This window comes from Rahnella woolbedingensis (genome assembly GCF_003602095.1).
In the GTDB taxonomy this organism is placed as follows: domain Bacteria; phylum Pseudomonadota; class Gammaproteobacteria; order Enterobacterales; family Enterobacteriaceae; genus Rahnella; species Rahnella woolbedingensis.
The window spans coordinates 41,377-56,852 of the sequence record NZ_RAHH01000007.1 but is presented as its reverse complement, the minus strand read 5'-3'; the positions used below and the strand labels follow the sequence as shown (position 1 = coordinate 56,852).

At 50.7% G+C, this 15,476-nt stretch carries 13 protein-coding genes; 9 read left to right on the top strand and 4 right to left on the bottom strand.

Features of this window, described 5'->3' with window-relative positions; genetic code table 11:
- The first annotated feature begins 40 nt into the window (after positions 1–40).
- Together D6C13_RS07150 and D6C13_RS07145 are read left to right on the top strand one after the other, a co-directional pair.
- Positions 41–874, top strand: coding sequence for a transketolase (locus D6C13_RS07150; protein ID WP_120132110.1), 834 nt, complete (start codon positions 41–43; stop codon positions 872–874).
- Complete coding sequence (locus D6C13_RS07145) at positions 867–1,820, top strand: transketolase family protein (RefSeq protein ID WP_120132109.1); 954 nt, start codon at positions 867–869, stop codon at positions 1,818–1,820. The genes D6C13_RS07150 and D6C13_RS07145 overlap by 8 nt, the downstream gene beginning before the upstream one ends.
- Positions 1,821–1,907: 87 nt before the next feature.
- On the opposite strand, the gene pta is transcribed toward D6C13_RS07145, so the two are convergent.
- On the bottom strand, positions 1,908–4,052 hold the full coding sequence (gene pta, locus D6C13_RS07140; protein WP_208642868.1) for a phosphate acetyltransferase: 2,145 nt from the start codon (positions 4,050–4,052) through the stop codon (positions 1,908–1,910).
- A 177-nt stretch (positions 4,053–4,229) separates the two neighbouring features.
- The gene (gene ackA / locus D6C13_RS07135; protein ID WP_120132107.1) at positions 4,230–5,432 is read right to left on the bottom strand and encodes an acetate kinase; all 1,203 of its coding nucleotides are present in this window, start codon (positions 5,430–5,432) and stop codon (positions 4,230–4,232) included.
- 520 nt (positions 5,433–5,952) lie between these two features.
- Between ackA and yfbV the strand changes: the two genes are divergently transcribed.
- The 4 genes from yfbV to D6C13_RS07110 all read left to right on the top strand — a co-directional run bounded on the left by yfbV (position 5,953) and on the right by D6C13_RS07110 (position 9,728).
- Complete coding sequence (gene yfbV, locus D6C13_RS07125; RefSeq protein ID WP_120132106.1) at positions 5,953–6,408, top strand: terminus macrodomain insulation protein YfbV; 456 nt, start codon at positions 5,953–5,955, stop codon at positions 6,406–6,408.
- Positions 6,409–6,603: 195 nt separating this feature from the next.
- Complete coding sequence (locus D6C13_RS07120) at positions 6,604–7,098, top strand: YfbU family protein (protein ID WP_120132105.1); 495 nt, start codon at positions 6,604–6,606, stop codon at positions 7,096–7,098.
- A 27-nt stretch (positions 7,099–7,125) separates the two neighbouring features.
- The gene (locus D6C13_RS07115; protein WP_120132104.1) at positions 7,126–7,779 is read left to right on the top strand and encodes a sugar phosphatase; all 654 of its coding nucleotides are present in this window, start codon (positions 7,126–7,128) and stop codon (positions 7,777–7,779) included.
- 116 nt (positions 7,780–7,895) lie between these two features.
- The gene (locus D6C13_RS07110) at positions 7,896–9,728 is read left to right on the top strand and encodes an SLC13 family permease (RefSeq protein WP_120132103.1); all 1,833 of its coding nucleotides are present in this window, start codon (positions 7,896–7,898) and stop codon (positions 9,726–9,728) included.
- On the opposite strand, the gene yfbR is transcribed toward D6C13_RS07110, so the two are convergent.
- Positions 9,729–10,328, bottom strand: coding sequence for a 5'-deoxynucleotidase (gene yfbR, locus D6C13_RS07105; RefSeq protein ID WP_120132102.1), 600 nt, complete (start codon positions 10,326–10,328; stop codon positions 9,729–9,731).
- Between the two features lie 110 nt (positions 10,329–10,438).
- Positions 10,439–11,653 (bottom strand): pyridoxal phosphate-dependent aminotransferase, encoded by a 1,215-nt coding sequence (locus tag D6C13_RS07100; RefSeq protein WP_120132101.1) that lies wholly within the window; start codon positions 11,651–11,653, stop codon positions 10,439–10,441.
- A gap of 986 nt (positions 11,654–12,639) precedes the next feature.
- On the opposite strand from D6C13_RS07100, the gene lrhA reads away from it, so the two are divergent.
- From lrhA to D6C13_RS07085, 3 genes are all read left to right on the top strand, one after another.
- Positions 12,640–13,584 (top strand): transcriptional regulator LrhA, encoded by a 945-nt coding sequence (gene lrhA / locus D6C13_RS07095; protein WP_120132100.1) that lies wholly within the window; start codon positions 12,640–12,642, stop codon positions 13,582–13,584.
- Between the two features lie 713 nt (positions 13,585–14,297).
- Positions 14,298–14,741, top strand: a complete 444-nt coding sequence (locus tag D6C13_RS07090) for an NADH-quinone oxidoreductase subunit A (RefSeq protein WP_015696460.1) — start codon at positions 14,298–14,300, stop codon at positions 14,739–14,741.
- 22 nt (positions 14,742–14,763) lie between these two features.
- Positions 14,764–15,438, top strand: a complete 675-nt coding sequence (locus tag D6C13_RS07085) for a NuoB/complex I 20 kDa subunit family protein (protein WP_120132099.1) — start codon at positions 14,764–14,766, stop codon at positions 15,436–15,438.
- Positions 15,439–15,476: the final 38 nt, after the last annotated feature.

Below are 15,476 nucleotides of genomic sequence, written 5' to 3'. Positions count from 1 at the left end.
AGGCCAGGATAAGTGCTCACTAAAATAAGGACCAATGAAGATGAAAGATGTCCAGGAGGTTCGTGATCTGGCCCGCCATATCCGCATCGAGACGCTGAAAATGCTGACCGGTCTGGGATTCGGGCACTATGGCGGCAGCATGTCAGTGGTGGAAACGCTGGCGGTATTGTATGGCGATGTGATGCGCATCGACCCGAGAAAACCAGACTGGCAGGATCGCGATTATTTCGTGCTGTCCAAAGGCCATGCGGGACCGGCGCTGTACGCGACGCTGGCGCTGAAAGGCTATTTTCCGGTCAGTGAATTGCAAACGCTGAACCAGAATGGCACCCGGTTGCCGAGCCATCCGGACAGGCTGCGCACGACCGGTGTCGATGCCACTACCGGTTCGCTCGGGCAGGGCGTTTCCATCGCCGCAGGCATGGCGCTTTCCCACAAACTGGCCGGTCGCACCAACCGTGTATTCTGCATTCTTGGTGACGGTGAGCTTAACGAAGGCCAGTGCTGGGAAGCCTTCCAGTTTATTGCGCACCATAATTTGCACAACCTGACATTGTTCATCGACTACAACAAGCAACAGCTCGACGGCACGCTGGATGAAGTAATCAAACCCTTCGATCTGGCCGGAAAATTCAGTGCGTTTGGCTTCGATGTGCAGACCATCAAAGGGGATGACATTGTGGCGATAAGCGAGGCGGTGACGCCGGTTCGTCACGCCGAGGAGCGTCCGCTGGTGGTGATCCTCGACAGTATCAAAGGGCAGGGCGTGAAGTATCTCGAGCAGTTGGCGAATTCGCACCATCTGCGTTTAACGCCGGATGTGAAACTGGAAATCGAAAACGCTATCGCAAAGCTGGAGGCCACCCATGTTTGAAGTCTCGCTGGAATTACAAAAAGACGCGGTGGAAATGCGTAAGGTCTACGCCAACACCGTGCGTGAAAAGATTGTAGAGAACACGCCGATCATTGCGCTGGAAGCGGATCTGATGAGTTCGATGGCAATGGACGGTGTGCATAAAGATCATCCCGACCATGTGATTAACTGCGGCATTATGGAAGCCAACGTTATCGGTGTGGCTGCGGGCTTATCGCTGACCGGCCGCGTGCCGTTTGTACATACTTTTACCGCGTTTGCCAGCCGCCGCTGTTTCGATCAGCTGTTTATGTCGCTGGATTACCAGAAAAATAACGTGAAGATTATCGCCTCTGATGCGGGCGTCAGCGCCTGTCATAACGGAGGAACGCATATGTCATTCGAAGATATGGGCATTGTGCGCGGGCTGGCGAATTCCGTGGTGATGGAAGTGACGGATGCGGTGATGTTCCGCAACATCCTGTTGCAGCTGATGGATTTAAAAGGTTTTTACTGGGTGCGAACCATCCGCAAACAGGCCACCCGGGTTTATCAGGAAGGTTCTACATTCACTATCGGCAAAGCCAATGTATTGCGCGACGGAACCGACGTGACCCTGATTGCCAACGGCATTATGGTTGCCGAAGCCCTGAAAGCGGCAGAAATGCTGGAACGTGAAGGCGTGAGTGCGGCGGTCATCGACATGTTTACCCTCAAGCCGATTGATAAAGACATCATCATTAAATACGCCGCAAAAACCGGCAAAATTGTGACCTGTGAAAACCACAGTATTCATAACGGACTGGGCTCGGCGGTCGCGGAAGTGCTGGTGGAGAATCAGCCGGTGCCGATGCGCCGCGTTGGTGTCAAAGAACGTTATGGTCAGGTAGGGACGCAGGAGTTCTTGCAGCAGGAATATGGCCTGACGGCTGAACATATTCTGGAAGCCGCAAAAACTTTGCTCTGAATTTATCGAAAGAATATGACCAAAAAAAACGCCGGACATTATGCCCGGCGTTTTGCGTTCAGTAGCTTTCAGTTTATAAGTTGCGGCTTATTTAGCCGCAACCGCTGCTTCTGCCTGAGCAGACTGAATCGCCGTCAGTGCCACGGTGTAAACAATATCGTCTACCAGTGCGCCACGGGACAGGTCGTTAACCGGTTTACGCATACCCTGCAGCATCGGCCCGATAGAGACCAGATCCGCAGAACGCTGTACCGCTTTATAGGTGGTGTTACCGGTGTTCAGATCCGGGAAGATGAACACGGTGGCTTTACCCGCAACCGGCGAGTTTGGCGCTTTAGATTGTGCAACGTCAGCCATGATCGCGGCGTCGTATTGCAGCGGACCATCGATAATCAAATCCGGACGTTTTTCCTGTGCCAGACGGGTTGCTTCACGCACTTTCTCAACGTCGCTACCTGCGCCGGAGTTACCGGTTGAGTAGGAGATCATCGCAACGCGGGGTTCGATACCGAATGCTGCTGCGGAATCCGCAGACTGAATCGCGATCTCAGACAGCTGTTCAGCGGTGGGATCCGGGTTGATCGCGCAGTCACCATAAACCAGAACCTGGTCAGGCAGCAGCATGAAGAACACAGAAGAAACCAGTGAGCTGCCCGGTGCGGTTTTGATCAACTGCAACGGTGGACGGATGGTGTTGGCAGTGGTGTGAACCGCGCCGGAAACCAGACCGTCAACGTTACCTTGTTCCAGCATCAGGGTGCCCAGCACCACGTTGTCTTCCAGCTGTTCGCGGGCAACGACTTCGGTCATGCCTTTGCTTTTACGCAGCTCAACCAGACGTGCCACGTATTCTTCGCGCACAACAACCGGATCCACGATTTCGATGCCTTTACCCAGAGTCACGCCCTGAGCGGCGGCAACGCGTTTGATCTCGTCAGGATTACCCAACAGAACACATTCCGCGATACCACGTTCAGCGCACAGCGCAGCCGCTTTCACGGTGCGTGGCTCGTCGCCTTCCGGCAGAACGATGCGTTTACCGGCTTTACGGGCCAGTTCGGTCAGCTGATAACGGAAGGCTGGCGGAGACAGACGGCGTGAACGCTCGGAGTGCGCGCTCAGGGAATCGATCCAGTCAGCATTGATGTGAGAAGCCACGTACTGTTGCAGTTTCTCTACACGCTGATGGTCATCCGCCGGGACTTCCAGGTTGAAGCTTTGCAGGCTCAGGGACGTCTGCCAGGTGTTGGTTTCAACCATAAAGACGGGCAGACCAGTCTGGAAAGCACGTTCGCACAGGCTGTTGATGCGCTCATCAATTTCATAGCCGCCGGTCAGCAGGATCGCGCCGATTTCTACGCCATTCATTGCGGCCAGACAGGCTGAAACCAGCACGTCCGGACGGTCAGCGGAGGTCACCAGCAGGGAACCCGGACGGAAGTGCTCCAGCATATGAGGAATGCTGCGGGCGCAGAAAGTCACGGATTTCACACGGCGGGTTTTGACGTCGCCTTCGTTGATGATGCGGGCATTCAGGTGCTTGGCCATGTCGATTGCACGGGTGGCAATCAGCTCGAAGCTCCACGGAATGCAACCCAGAACCGGCAGCGGGCTGTTGGCGAACAGCTGAGTCGGGTCGATGTTTGCCACGCTGGCTTTATTGGAATCATCAAAGATTTCAGACAGGTCAGGACGTGTACGACCTTGATCGTCAACCGGTGCATTCAGTTTGTTGATGATAACGCCGGTGATGTTTTTGTTTTTGCTGCCGCCGAAGCTGGAACGGGCCAGTTCGATACGTTCTTTCAACTGCGCCGGAGAATCATTGCCCAGCGCCAGAACGAAGACGATTTCAGCGTTCAGGGTTTTAGCGATTTCGTAGTTCAGCGCATTGGCGAACTGGTGTTTGCGGGTAGGCACTAAACCTTCCACCAGCACCACTTCTGCGTCTTTGGTATTTTCGTGGTAACGCGCGATGATTTCTTCCATCAGCACGTCCTGCTGGTTGGAGCTCAGCAGCGTTTCAACGTGACTCATCTTCAGCGGTTCCGCTGCTGTCACGGTGGAGTTAGCACGAATGATCGTGGTGGTCTGGTCAGGGGCATCTCCACCAGTACGCGGTTGAGCGATTGGCTTGAAGATGCTCAGGCTGACGCCTTTTTGTTCCATGGCACGGATCACACCGAGGCTGACGCTGGTAAGACCAACGCTGGTGCCTGTTGGGATCAACATAATTGTACGGGACACGGCTAAACCTCTTTATCGGTTGCCAGGCAAGGACATTCGCAGGTTTGTGCAGAGGGGATAATGATCAGCATAAGCGCGATGATTATCCTGCGCGGTGCGTTCAAACGGGCGGCGTTTGCCTATGGGTGAAAAATTGCCCGCATTACGCGGGCAGTCTCAGAATTATGCAGTCAGACGCGCGGCGTCTTGTGCAATCACCAGCTCTTCGTTGGTCGGGATGACCAGAGCGGTGCGGGTGCCTTCTTTGTTGATGGCACCGGATTTGCCGAAGCGTGCAGCCAGGTTGCGTTCGTGGTCAACTTCAAAGCCCAGCAGGCCCAGTTTGTCCAGAGACAGTTCGCGAACCATTGCTGCGTTTTCGCCGATACCGCCGGTGAAGACGATAGCGTCCAGACGGCCTTCCATCAGTGAAGTATAAGCACCGATGTATTTCGCCAGACGGTGGCAGAACACGTCCATTGCGCGTTTAGCATCTGCTTTAGTCGTGTAGTTGTCTTCAACATAACGGCAGTCGCTGGTCACTTCAGTCAGACCCAGCAGGCCAGATTCTTTGGTCAGCATTTTGTTGATTTGATCAACGCTCATGCCCAGGGAATCGTGCAGGTGGAAGATGATTGCCGGATCGATATCACCGCTGCGGGTACCCATCACCAGACCTTCCAGCGGGGTCAGACCCATGGAAGTATCGACACATTTACCGTTACGGATGGCACTGACAGAACCGCCGTTGCCCAGGTGACAAGTGATCAGGTTCACTTCTTCCACAGGTTTGTTCAGCATTTTCGCGGCTTCCTGAGTCACGTAGAAGTGACTGGTGCCGTGTGCGCCGTAACGACGGATGTGGTGATCTTTATACAGGCTGTACGGCAGGGCGTAGAGGTAAGACTCTTCCGGCATGGTCTGATGGAAAGCGGTGTCGAAAACGGCAACGTTTTTATCAGCCAGTTTAGGGAAAGATTTCAGCGCTTCATCGATACCGATCAGGTGGGCCGGGTTATGCAGCGGCGCAAACGGGATAGATTCTTTGATACCTTCGATGACCGCGTCGTTGATCAGCATGGATTTGGTCAGCTTTTCGCCGCCATGAACGATGCGGTGGCCGATTGCAACCAGCTCTGCGGACAGCTCAGGTTTTTGGCTCAGAATGTTGTTAACGATGTATTTCAGTGCTTCGCTGTGTGCGGCACCCGCACCTAAAGCGGCTTCTTCTTTGCCACCGTCCATTTTCCATTTAATGCGTGCTTCTGGCAGATGGAAACATTCGGCTAAACCTGAAATGTGCTCTTCGCCGTTTGCTGCATCAATGATGGCAAACTTAAGGGAAGAACTACCACAGTTAAGAACCAGTACAAGCTTACTCGACATGGAAGTACCTATTTATTTGTTGGTGCTGTTTAAGAAAAACAATACACGTGGTTAATAAATCGTCAATCTGACATCAAGCGTAGCGCATAATGGCGGTGACAATTATGATTAACATCATGCCGGAGAGCCAAAACCGGCATGACGATGAAAAAGCTGGAGAATCGCCGGGCTCTGTTTTTCGAAGCCCTCTGATAACAGAGAAATAATCTGTGCACGGGCACAAAGTGTCCCGGTTATGCGTCTTCAGGATGTTACTAATCAGTAAAAACACTAACAAAAAATACAATAACTAATTACAAAATCACCCTGAGCAAGGCACTATGCTTAATATAGGGAGCAAACATTGCAATTTACCGTTTGCACCCCAACTTTATTGTGATGCCGTTACCTGAAAGGGTTGCGAGGCTGCGATAGAATACCGACAGTGTCTGTAAAAACAAAATATATTTTATCGTGGTAAACTCCAGTTTATGTTTTACAACTATTTTTTAAATTTTATGCATGAAGTTGAGGTGCAAATATGACGAGTAAGCCAACAGGCTCCGTAAGCTGGTTCCAGATCTTCCAGCGCGGACAGCACTACATGAAGACATGGCCGTCTGATAAGCGCCTGGCTCCGATGTTTCCAGAGAATCGCATCTCCACGGCCACCCGTTTTGCTGTGCGTATTATGCCGCCAATAGCCGTCTTCACCCTGACGTGGCAAATCGCCCTCGGTGGACAGCTCGGGCTGGCGGTGGCCACGGCGATTTTTGCCTGTAGTTTGCCAATGCAGGGATTATGGTGGCTCGGTCGCCGTTCGGTGACGCCGTTGCCGCCAGGTTTACTCGGCTGGTTCCATGACGTGCGCAATAAACTGGCTGAAGCAGGGCAGGCGCTGGCACCGATTGAAGGAACCCCGACCTATCAGTCTTTAGCTGACGTGTTAAAACGCGCGTTCAAGCAACTCGATAAAACATTTTTAGACGATCTGTAAGCCTGATTTCCTCACTGACCCTGTCAGCCATCATCTATAGTCTTTCATGAGTTGCATGACACCGGAGGAAAGTCTCCTCCGGTGATTATTTCAGATGAGATCCCGATTCAAATCAAAGAATGGTGTGCTTGCGATTTCGCATAACTTTGCGCTATGCCATGCTTTGCTCATAATGCAGACATGAGGATTTTCACGATGGAAATGACTAACGCTCAACGCCTGATTTTGTCGAATCAATACAAAATGATGACCATGCTGGATCCCGATAACGCAGAACGTTATCGCCGGTTACAGACGGTAATTGAACGCGGTTTTGGTTTGCAAATGCGCGAGCTGGACAGAGATTTCGGCGAATTGCCGGAAGAAACCTGTCGCACAGTGATTAATATTATGGAAATGCACCATGCCATGCAGGTGTCGTGGGGCAATCTGAAAGACACGCAGGATTTGGATCGCCGTCGTATCGATTTCCTGGGTTTCGATGCCGCCACTGAATCCCGTTATTTAAGCTATGTTCGCTTTATGGTGAACACCGAAGGACGTTACACTGACTTCGATGCTGGCACGCATGGCTTTAACTCACAGACCAAAATGTGGGATAAATACCAGCGTATGCTGGCGGTGTGGCAATCGTGCCCGCGTCAGTACCATCTGAGTGCGGTAGAGATCGCGCAAATTATTAATGCTTGATGTGAAATAACCAAAGGGGAATTGCCTGTGGAGTGCAAAGGTTTCTTGTTCGACCTTGATGGGACGTTAGTGGATTCATTACCGGCAGTTGAGCGTTCATGGATTAACTGGGCGCTCAGTTGGGGAGTTAATCCTCAGGATGTTCTGGCGTTCATTCACGGCAAACAGGCGATTACTTCCTTACGTCATTTCATGGAGGGCGAGAGCGAAGAAACGATTCAGAAGGAGTTTCTTAAGCTGGAACAAATCGAAGCGACGGACACCGAAGGTGTGACCGCACTTCCCGGCGCGCATTTGCTGTTAAGCGAACTCAATCGTCAGAACATCCCCTGGGCGATTGTGACTTCAGGTTCAATGCCTGTCGCCAGCGCCCGCCATAAAGCGGCGCATCTGCCTGAGCCTGAAGTGTTTATTACTGCGGAGCAGGTGAAACACGGTAAACCGCAACCTGATGCCTATTTACTTGGCGCTGAACGTTTAGGTCTGGCGCCGGAAGATTGTGTCGTTGTTGAAGACGCCGCAGCGGGTGTGATGGCCGGTCTGGCAGCGGGCTGCAAAGTCATTGCTGTTAACGCACCTGATGACACACCGGGAATTGAAAACGTGGATTTCGACCTGTCGACGCTGGAAATTTTGCTGGTCAGCAGTTCCGGTGAAGGTGTAAAAGTCAGCCTGCGCTAATTCTGTTGCTGATTAAAAATACAGATTCATTGATATAGACCTCGCCTGTGCGAGGTTTTTTTATGCCATTCTGATACCCGTCCAGCCTCGCAATCTCAACGCAAACGGAGTGTGTTTTGACCGGTGAATTACTTTGGGTAGTCACGTTACTCGTTATTGCTATGGTGTTGTTCGCACGTAATACCTTGCGAATGGATATCGTGGCGTTGCTGGTGATCATCGCTTTCGTCCTGAGCGGCACGCTGAACATCAATGAAGCACTGGCCGGATTCAGTGATCCCAACGTGATTCTGATTGCCGCCCTGTTTGTCGTCGGACACGGTCTGGTGAGAACCGGCGTGGCCTATCAGGTCGGTGACTGGCTGATGAAAGTCGCCGGTAACAGCGAAACTCGCATGCTGGTTTTGCTGATGCTCACGGTGGCCGGTCTCGGAGCTTTCATGAGTTCCACCGGCGTGGTCGCGATTTTCATTCCTGTTGTCATCAGCGTTTCTGCCCGCATGAAAACCTCTCCCGCCCGCCTGATGATGCCACTGAGTTTTGCCGGTTTGATCAGCGGCATGATGACGCTGGTGGCGACACCGCCCAATATGGTGGTCAACAGTGAGCTGTTGCGTGAAGGATTCGATGGTTTTGGTTTCTTCGGCGTCACACCGGTCGGGCTGGTCGTGTTGATCATGGGCGTCGGCTACATGCTGATCGCCCGTCGCTGGCTCTCATCCGATAATGCGTTACAGGATAAACAGCGCTGGAAACGGCGGACTTTTCGCGATTTGATCCGCGACTATCGCCTGACCGGTCGGGCGCGGAGGGTGACTGTGCGCCCCGGCTCTCCGCTGGTCGGACGAACACTCGATGATTTACACCTTCGCTCGCGTTATGGCGCAAATGTGGTGGGTATCGAGCGCTGGCGTAAGTTTCGCCGTGTGATGGTCAGCGCCACGGGGAATACCGAACTCTTTGCCCGCGACGTTTTACTGCTCGATATGTCTGATTCTGGCATAACATTCCGGCAGTTTTGTACCGATGAAATGCTGGAGCCGATGGTATTGCGCGGGGAATACTTCTCTGATCAGTCACGTGACGTCGGTATGGCCGAAGTGTCATTAATCCCTGATTCTGAATTACTGGGTAAGACTTTGCGTGATGTGGCATTCCGCTCAGCCTACGGTCTGAACGTGGTGGGCATCCGCCGTCAGGGTCAAGCGCTCGAAGGCAGACTGGTGGATGAAGAATTACAGCTCGGTGATATGTTGCTGGTGATTGGCGACTGGAAACTTATTCGCCAGCTTCAGCAACAGATGCATGATTTCATCGTGCTGAATCTTCCCGCCGAAGTGGACGAAGTTGCGCCTGCGCTGAGCCAGGCTCCGCATGCGCTGTTTTGTCTGGCGCTGATGGTAGCGCTGATGCTCACTGACGACGTGCCCAATGCTATTGCTGCCATTATCGCCTGTATCCTGATGGGGAAATTTCGCTGCATCACGATGGAAGGCGCATACAAAGCCATTCACTGGCCAAGCCTGTTGCTGATTATCGGGATGATGCCGTTTGCGCTGGCATTGCAAAAAACAGGCGGTGTGGCACTGATTGTGAAGGGGCTAATGGAGGTCAGCGGCGGTCACGGTCCATATATGATGCTGCTGAGTTTATTCATTCTCTGCGCGGGCATCGGGCTGTTTATTTCTAATACGGCCACTGCGGTGCTGATGGCGCCGATTGCTATTGCAGCGGCGCATCAGATGGGCGTTTCACCTTACCCGTTCACCATGATCATCGCGATTGCCGCGTCTGCTGCCTTCATGACACCGGTGTCGTCACCGGTGAACACGCTGGTGATGGTGCCGGGTAACTATAAATTCGGCGACTTTATCCGCATCGGTGTCCCGTTCACATTGCTGGTGATGGTCGTCAGCGTTTTTCTGGTGCCGGTACTTTTCCCGTTCTGATCAGAGCGGGGAATCGAGGCTGATTTCATCCAGTGACAGGCTGAAGCTCGGAACAAAGACTTGCATAAAATAGTCCATTTCCGGACTTTGTCTGTCTGCCAGTGTCTTCTCGATGCGGGCTTTTGCCAGCGTGAATTCATTATTCCCTGCGGACAATTCTTCCAGGCATTTCAGGTAGGCGCAAAGCGCATCCGCCTGTTTGACCGTCAGCTTTTCCTCATCAGTGTAATAATGCTCGTCGATCAGCGGGCGGAAATCTTCCTGCAATTCCTTCGGCAGCATTTCAATCAGTTTTTGCTGAGCAATTTTCTCGATCTTTTTGTATTCATGAGCAATTTGCGGATTGTAATACTTGATAGGCGTCGGCATATCACCGGTCAGCACTTCACTGGCGTCGTGGTACATCGCGAGCAGGGCAACGCGTTCAGCACTCAGATTGCCGTTAAATTTACGGTTCTTAATCACGGCTAACGCATGTGCCACAAAGGCAACCTGCAGGCTGTGCTCAGAGACATTCTCTGTACGGACATTGCGCATCAGCGGCCAGCGGCTGATCAGTTTGAGGCGGGAAAGATGGGCGAAAAAATGACTCTGATTCATAGCACTCTCAATAACAACGGTGAATGAGCGTCCATTGTGAGCAGTGCGGGGCAGTGATGTAAATAGGCGAAAGAGAAAAGGGCGCAGCCGTTGATGCTGCGCCCTGAAGATTACTGGCGGTAGGTCTCGAGGAAGCGGCCGAGTTTGTTAACGGCCATTTCCAGTTCGTCTACGCGTGGCAGCGTGACGATGCGGACGTGATCCGGATACGGCCAGTTAAATGCCGAGCCCTGAACCAGCAGAACCTTTTGCTGTAACAGCAGGTCGAGCACCATTTTTTGGTCGTCATGGATGTTAAAACGCTTGGCATCAATGCGCGGGAACATATACAGCGCGCCTTTCGGTTTCACGCAGGATACCCCAGGGATTTGATTGATCAGTTCCCATGCGCGGTCACGCTGCTCAACCAGACGTCCGCCCGGCTGAATAAACTCGCTGATGCTCTGGTATCCGCCCAACGCGGTCTGAATGGCATGTTGCATCGGCACGTTGGCACACAGACGCATCGAGGCCAGCATTTCCAGACCTTCGATATAGCCTTTCGCATGTTTCTTCGGCCCGTTCAGAACCATCCAGCCCTGACGGAAACCGGCAACGCGGTAAGTTTTCGACAAACCGTTAAAAGTGACGGTCAGCAGATCCGGTGCCAGTGAAGCGATAGAGATATGCTGGGCTTCGTCATACAGTATTTTGTCGTAAATTTCGTCAGCGAAGATGATCAGGTTGTGTTCGCGGGCGATGTCCACAATCTGCATCAGCAATTCTTTGCTGTAGACCGCACCCGTCGGGTTGTTCGGGTTAATGATCACAATGCCACGGGTGCGTGGGGTGATTTTGTCACGAATATCGGCGATGTCCGGGAACCAGTCTGCACCTTCGTCACACAGGTAATGCACCGCATTACCGCCGGAAAGTGAAACAGCCGCTGTCCACAACGGATAATCCGGTGCTGGCACCAGCATTTCATCACCCGTGTTCAGTAATGCCTGCATAGACTGAACGATCAGCTCAGAAACTCCGTTGCCGATATAGATATCTTCAACCGTGATGTCCCGCATGTCGCGTGCCTGATAATGCTGCATGATCGCTTTGCGTGCAGAAAACAGACCCTTGGAATCACAGTAGCCCTGCGCCGTAGGCAGGTTACGGATGACGTCGACCAGAATTTCGTCCGGTGCTTCAAATCCGAATGGCGCGGGGTTGCCGATGTTCAGTTTAAGAACTTTATTGCCTTCTTCTTCAAGGCGTTTTGCTTCTTTAAGCACCGGGCCGCGAATGTCATAACAGACGTTGTCCAGTTTGTGGGATTTTTCAATCGGGGACATGTAAATGAGAGCCTTTTGCAGTAAAGCCTGTTCTTCCCTGGCGACGAGCGGCCGCAGAGCAGTGCGAATGGCACAATTTACTCCCCGACAGAGGGCATGAGAAGGGCTATGCACCGTTTTGGTGAAAAACAGCAATAAAGTCAGCTGAGGTGGGTTTTTAACAAAGTAATCGAATCACTGAATAGTGTTTAATTCTTCATATCTCGTATTTTGTGTTTTTATATTTTGTAAAAGTACGCTTTATGACCAATAAATTCACTGTTTTTGCTGACCCCTTTACCCCGGCTAGGCAATTTCCTGCGTGCAAATTTTGAACAGAACATCATGAAAACTTACCAAAGCTCGACAAATTCTGAAAAAAAATCGGGCAGAATCGTTTTATTGATAACAGTTCTTAACAATAATTAGTTTTATTTCGTTAATGTTTAATAATTAATGCTGGTTAGATGATCATGTACTAAATGAAATCCGAATCCTATTTCTTTAAAGTCTATAAATGCTTTAGAAGCATATAATTTAATTCCTCAGCATAAACAAATTTTCAAGAAACGAGAAAAATCTTAACCTTACATTAACTATCCTGCAGGGGATAAATCAGTTATTGGCGTGACTCGATGAATTTGTTGAATTATATTTTCACTGGCCGTTTTTATTAATTAATTTAGCTTATGTTTTGATGGCGTGGCGTCGCACGAATTTTCGACGCTTGCAGACAGAAGGCGCGTGCAGGCGGGGTAGGGCAGGCTTCATCGGGACAGACTCTATTAATTAAGATGCTCTAATCATTTAGCCTTTAGGTAGATTTGTTGTGCGCAAAGTTTATGCCCGGATGCTTAGAATGACGAAAAATTTTATGCACAAATATTTCTCAATTTAGGTTATCAAATGAGTGAGTATCCGTCATATCTGGTATTCTGCTTCTTGCGGGTACTTTGACGCACCATCAGGGTAGCTTGTTATTAGATTCTATAAAGTGAAGAAAAACTATGACAATTGCAAATCGTCCAATCCTCAATCTCGACCTTGACCTGTTGAGGACATTTGTAGCTGTTGCTGATTTAAATACGTTCGCTGCGGCTGCTGCTGCTGTGTGTCGTACTCAGTCGGCGGTAAGCCAACAAATGCAACGTCTAGAACAACTCGTTGGAAAAGAACTGTTTGCCAGACATGGACGTAATAAATTATTAACCGAACATGGTATTCAGTTATTGGGGTACGCACGCAAAATCCTTCGTTTCAATGATGAAGCCTGCACCTCTTTGATGTACAGCAATGTTCAGGGCGGGATAACGATTGGTGCGTCAGACGATACCGCTGACACCATTTTACCTTTCCTGCTCAGCCGTGTGACATCTATCTATCCTAAGTTGTCGATTGATGTCCGCGTTAAACGCAGTCCTTTCATGTTATCGATGCTTGAAAGTGAAGAAGTGGATTTGGCCATCACCACGATGACCAATACCGACCATCCACATATTGTTCTGCGTACTTCGCCAACGCTTTGGTACTGTTCAGCGGATTTTGCTTATCCTTCCGGGGACAGCGTGCCACTGGTAGTGCTTGATGAACCCAGCCCTTATCGTTTAATGGCGACTGAGTATCTTAATCAGGCGGGGATCCCGTGGCGCATTGCCTATGTGGCTTCTACATTGTCGGCCATTCGTGCGGCGGTGCGGGCCGGGTTGGGTGTGACTGCGCGACCTATCGAAATGATGAGTCCGGAGTTACGTGTTCTGGGTGAACAGGATGGTTTACCAAGGCTGCCTGACACGCAATATGTGCTGTACAAAAATGCGCGTTGTGAAAATGAACTGGCCATGGCGATTTTCAATGCCGTTGAGCAGGGGAATGATCCTTATTCGCTGAGTTCTTATGGTCCGCGTCCTGTAGTGGATGATGATCAGGAGTTCCTGGCAGATTCCCAAAACTAAGATTTCCCCCAGCTTTACCTTCCGCTTCCGATTACCGGGGCGGGGGTAAAGTCTTCTACCTCTTTTGAGGTGCAAGAGTTATACTTTTGGTGCTTCCGTTTACTATCTCCCGTAAAGCTCGCCTTTTTTGTTCTTATCGTTTCCCGTTCCTTATAAAACCTCTTACCCTCAGCACTCCGTAATCACAATCTCGCGACTAACTGGCGAAAAAATCAGCACTTTTCAAGGTTAAAAAAAAGCATCAAATTTTTCCGTAAATCGCTGGTCATTTTTTGAAAATCAACAAAACTTGTTAAAAGTGTGTCTTTTTATCTATCAAAATTGACAGATCTCTGACACAGATCAAAAAAATAACCCTATTAAGAGAGTGGAAGCGGTGGCTATTCCTGCGACAATAGGAAAGTTCGAAAGATGTCATAACTCCCATCACAGGCGCATGCTTTATCACAGTATTTTACTGACACGATTTAGCTTAAGTACCGGCGCATGATATGTTAATTAAATGCTAAGCATGTAAACTAATGTGGAGATACCTTTGTCAAAGTTGACAAAAGGTTATAGAAAAGGGTAAAAAGCCCACAACAAATCACTGGCTTAATGCCTTGTTGAGCCGTGAACTGTGTGGTTTTTAATCCTTCCCTTGAATCGATGTGGTGCGCAAGCTGCCGACCTTACAGAGCAGATGCCAAAGTGCCACTTTTGATGAGTAAGCAATGAGTATGTCAACAGCCACTGAAGTCATCGCTCAACACTGGGCGTTCGCCGTTTTTCTTATCGTCGCAATGGGGCTTTGCTGCCTGATGTTACTGGGCGCCGCGTTTCTCGGCGGGAGAGCCAGAGCGCGTTACAAAAACACGCCTTTTGAATCAGGTATCGCCTCTGTCGGCACTGCCCGACTACGTCTGTCCGCCAAGTTCTATCTGGTCGCCATGTTTTTCGTCATTTTCGACGTTGAAGCCTTGTATCTCTATGCATGGTCAACATCTATTCGCGAAAGCGGCTGGACCGGATTTGTTGAAGCCACCATTTTCATTTTGGTACTGCTGGCTGGTTTGTTCTATCTGGTGCGTATTGGCGCGCTCGACTGGACACCAACACGTTCGAAAGGACCTGTTAAACCAAGCCCGGCTATTAATACCAACAGTCACCCTCAGTAAGCAGTCATAGAGAGGCATTAAGATGGACTATACGCTCACCCGCGTAGACCCGGACGGTGAGAACGACCGTTACCCCCTGCAGTCTCAGGAGGTCGTCGGCGATCCTCTTCAGGAACAGGTTAAACGCAGCGTCTTCATGGGAAATCTCCAGGAATCCCTGCATGGCATGGTGAACTGGGGTCGTAAAAATTCCCTTTGGCCGTATAACTTCGGCCTTTCATGCTGTTACGTGGAAATGGTGACGTCATTCACTGCGGTGCATGACGTTGCGCGTTTTGGCGCAGAAGTTTTACGTGCGTCACCACGTCAGGCTGACTTTATGGTGGTAGCGGGAACCTGCTTCACCAAAATGGCTCCGGTTATTCAGCGTTTGTACGATCAGATGCTGGAACCAAAATGGGTCATTTCGATGGGTGCCTGTGCGAATTCCGGCGGTATGTACGATATTTATTCTGTCGTTCAGGGCGTGGATAAATTCCTGCCTGTCGATGTGTACATCCCGGGATGTCCGCCGCGTCCGGAAGCCTATATGCAGGCCCTGTTACTGCTGCAGGAATCCATCGGCAAAGAACGTCGCCCATTGTCATGGGTTGTTGGCGATCAGGGTGTTTACCGCGCGAATATGCAGTCTGAAAAAGAGCGTAAACGTGCTGAGCGTATTGCAGTGACAAATCTGCGTTCGCCGGACGAGATTTAACACTGCGGTCTGAGAGTCAACCCTGAGGGGTGATGAGT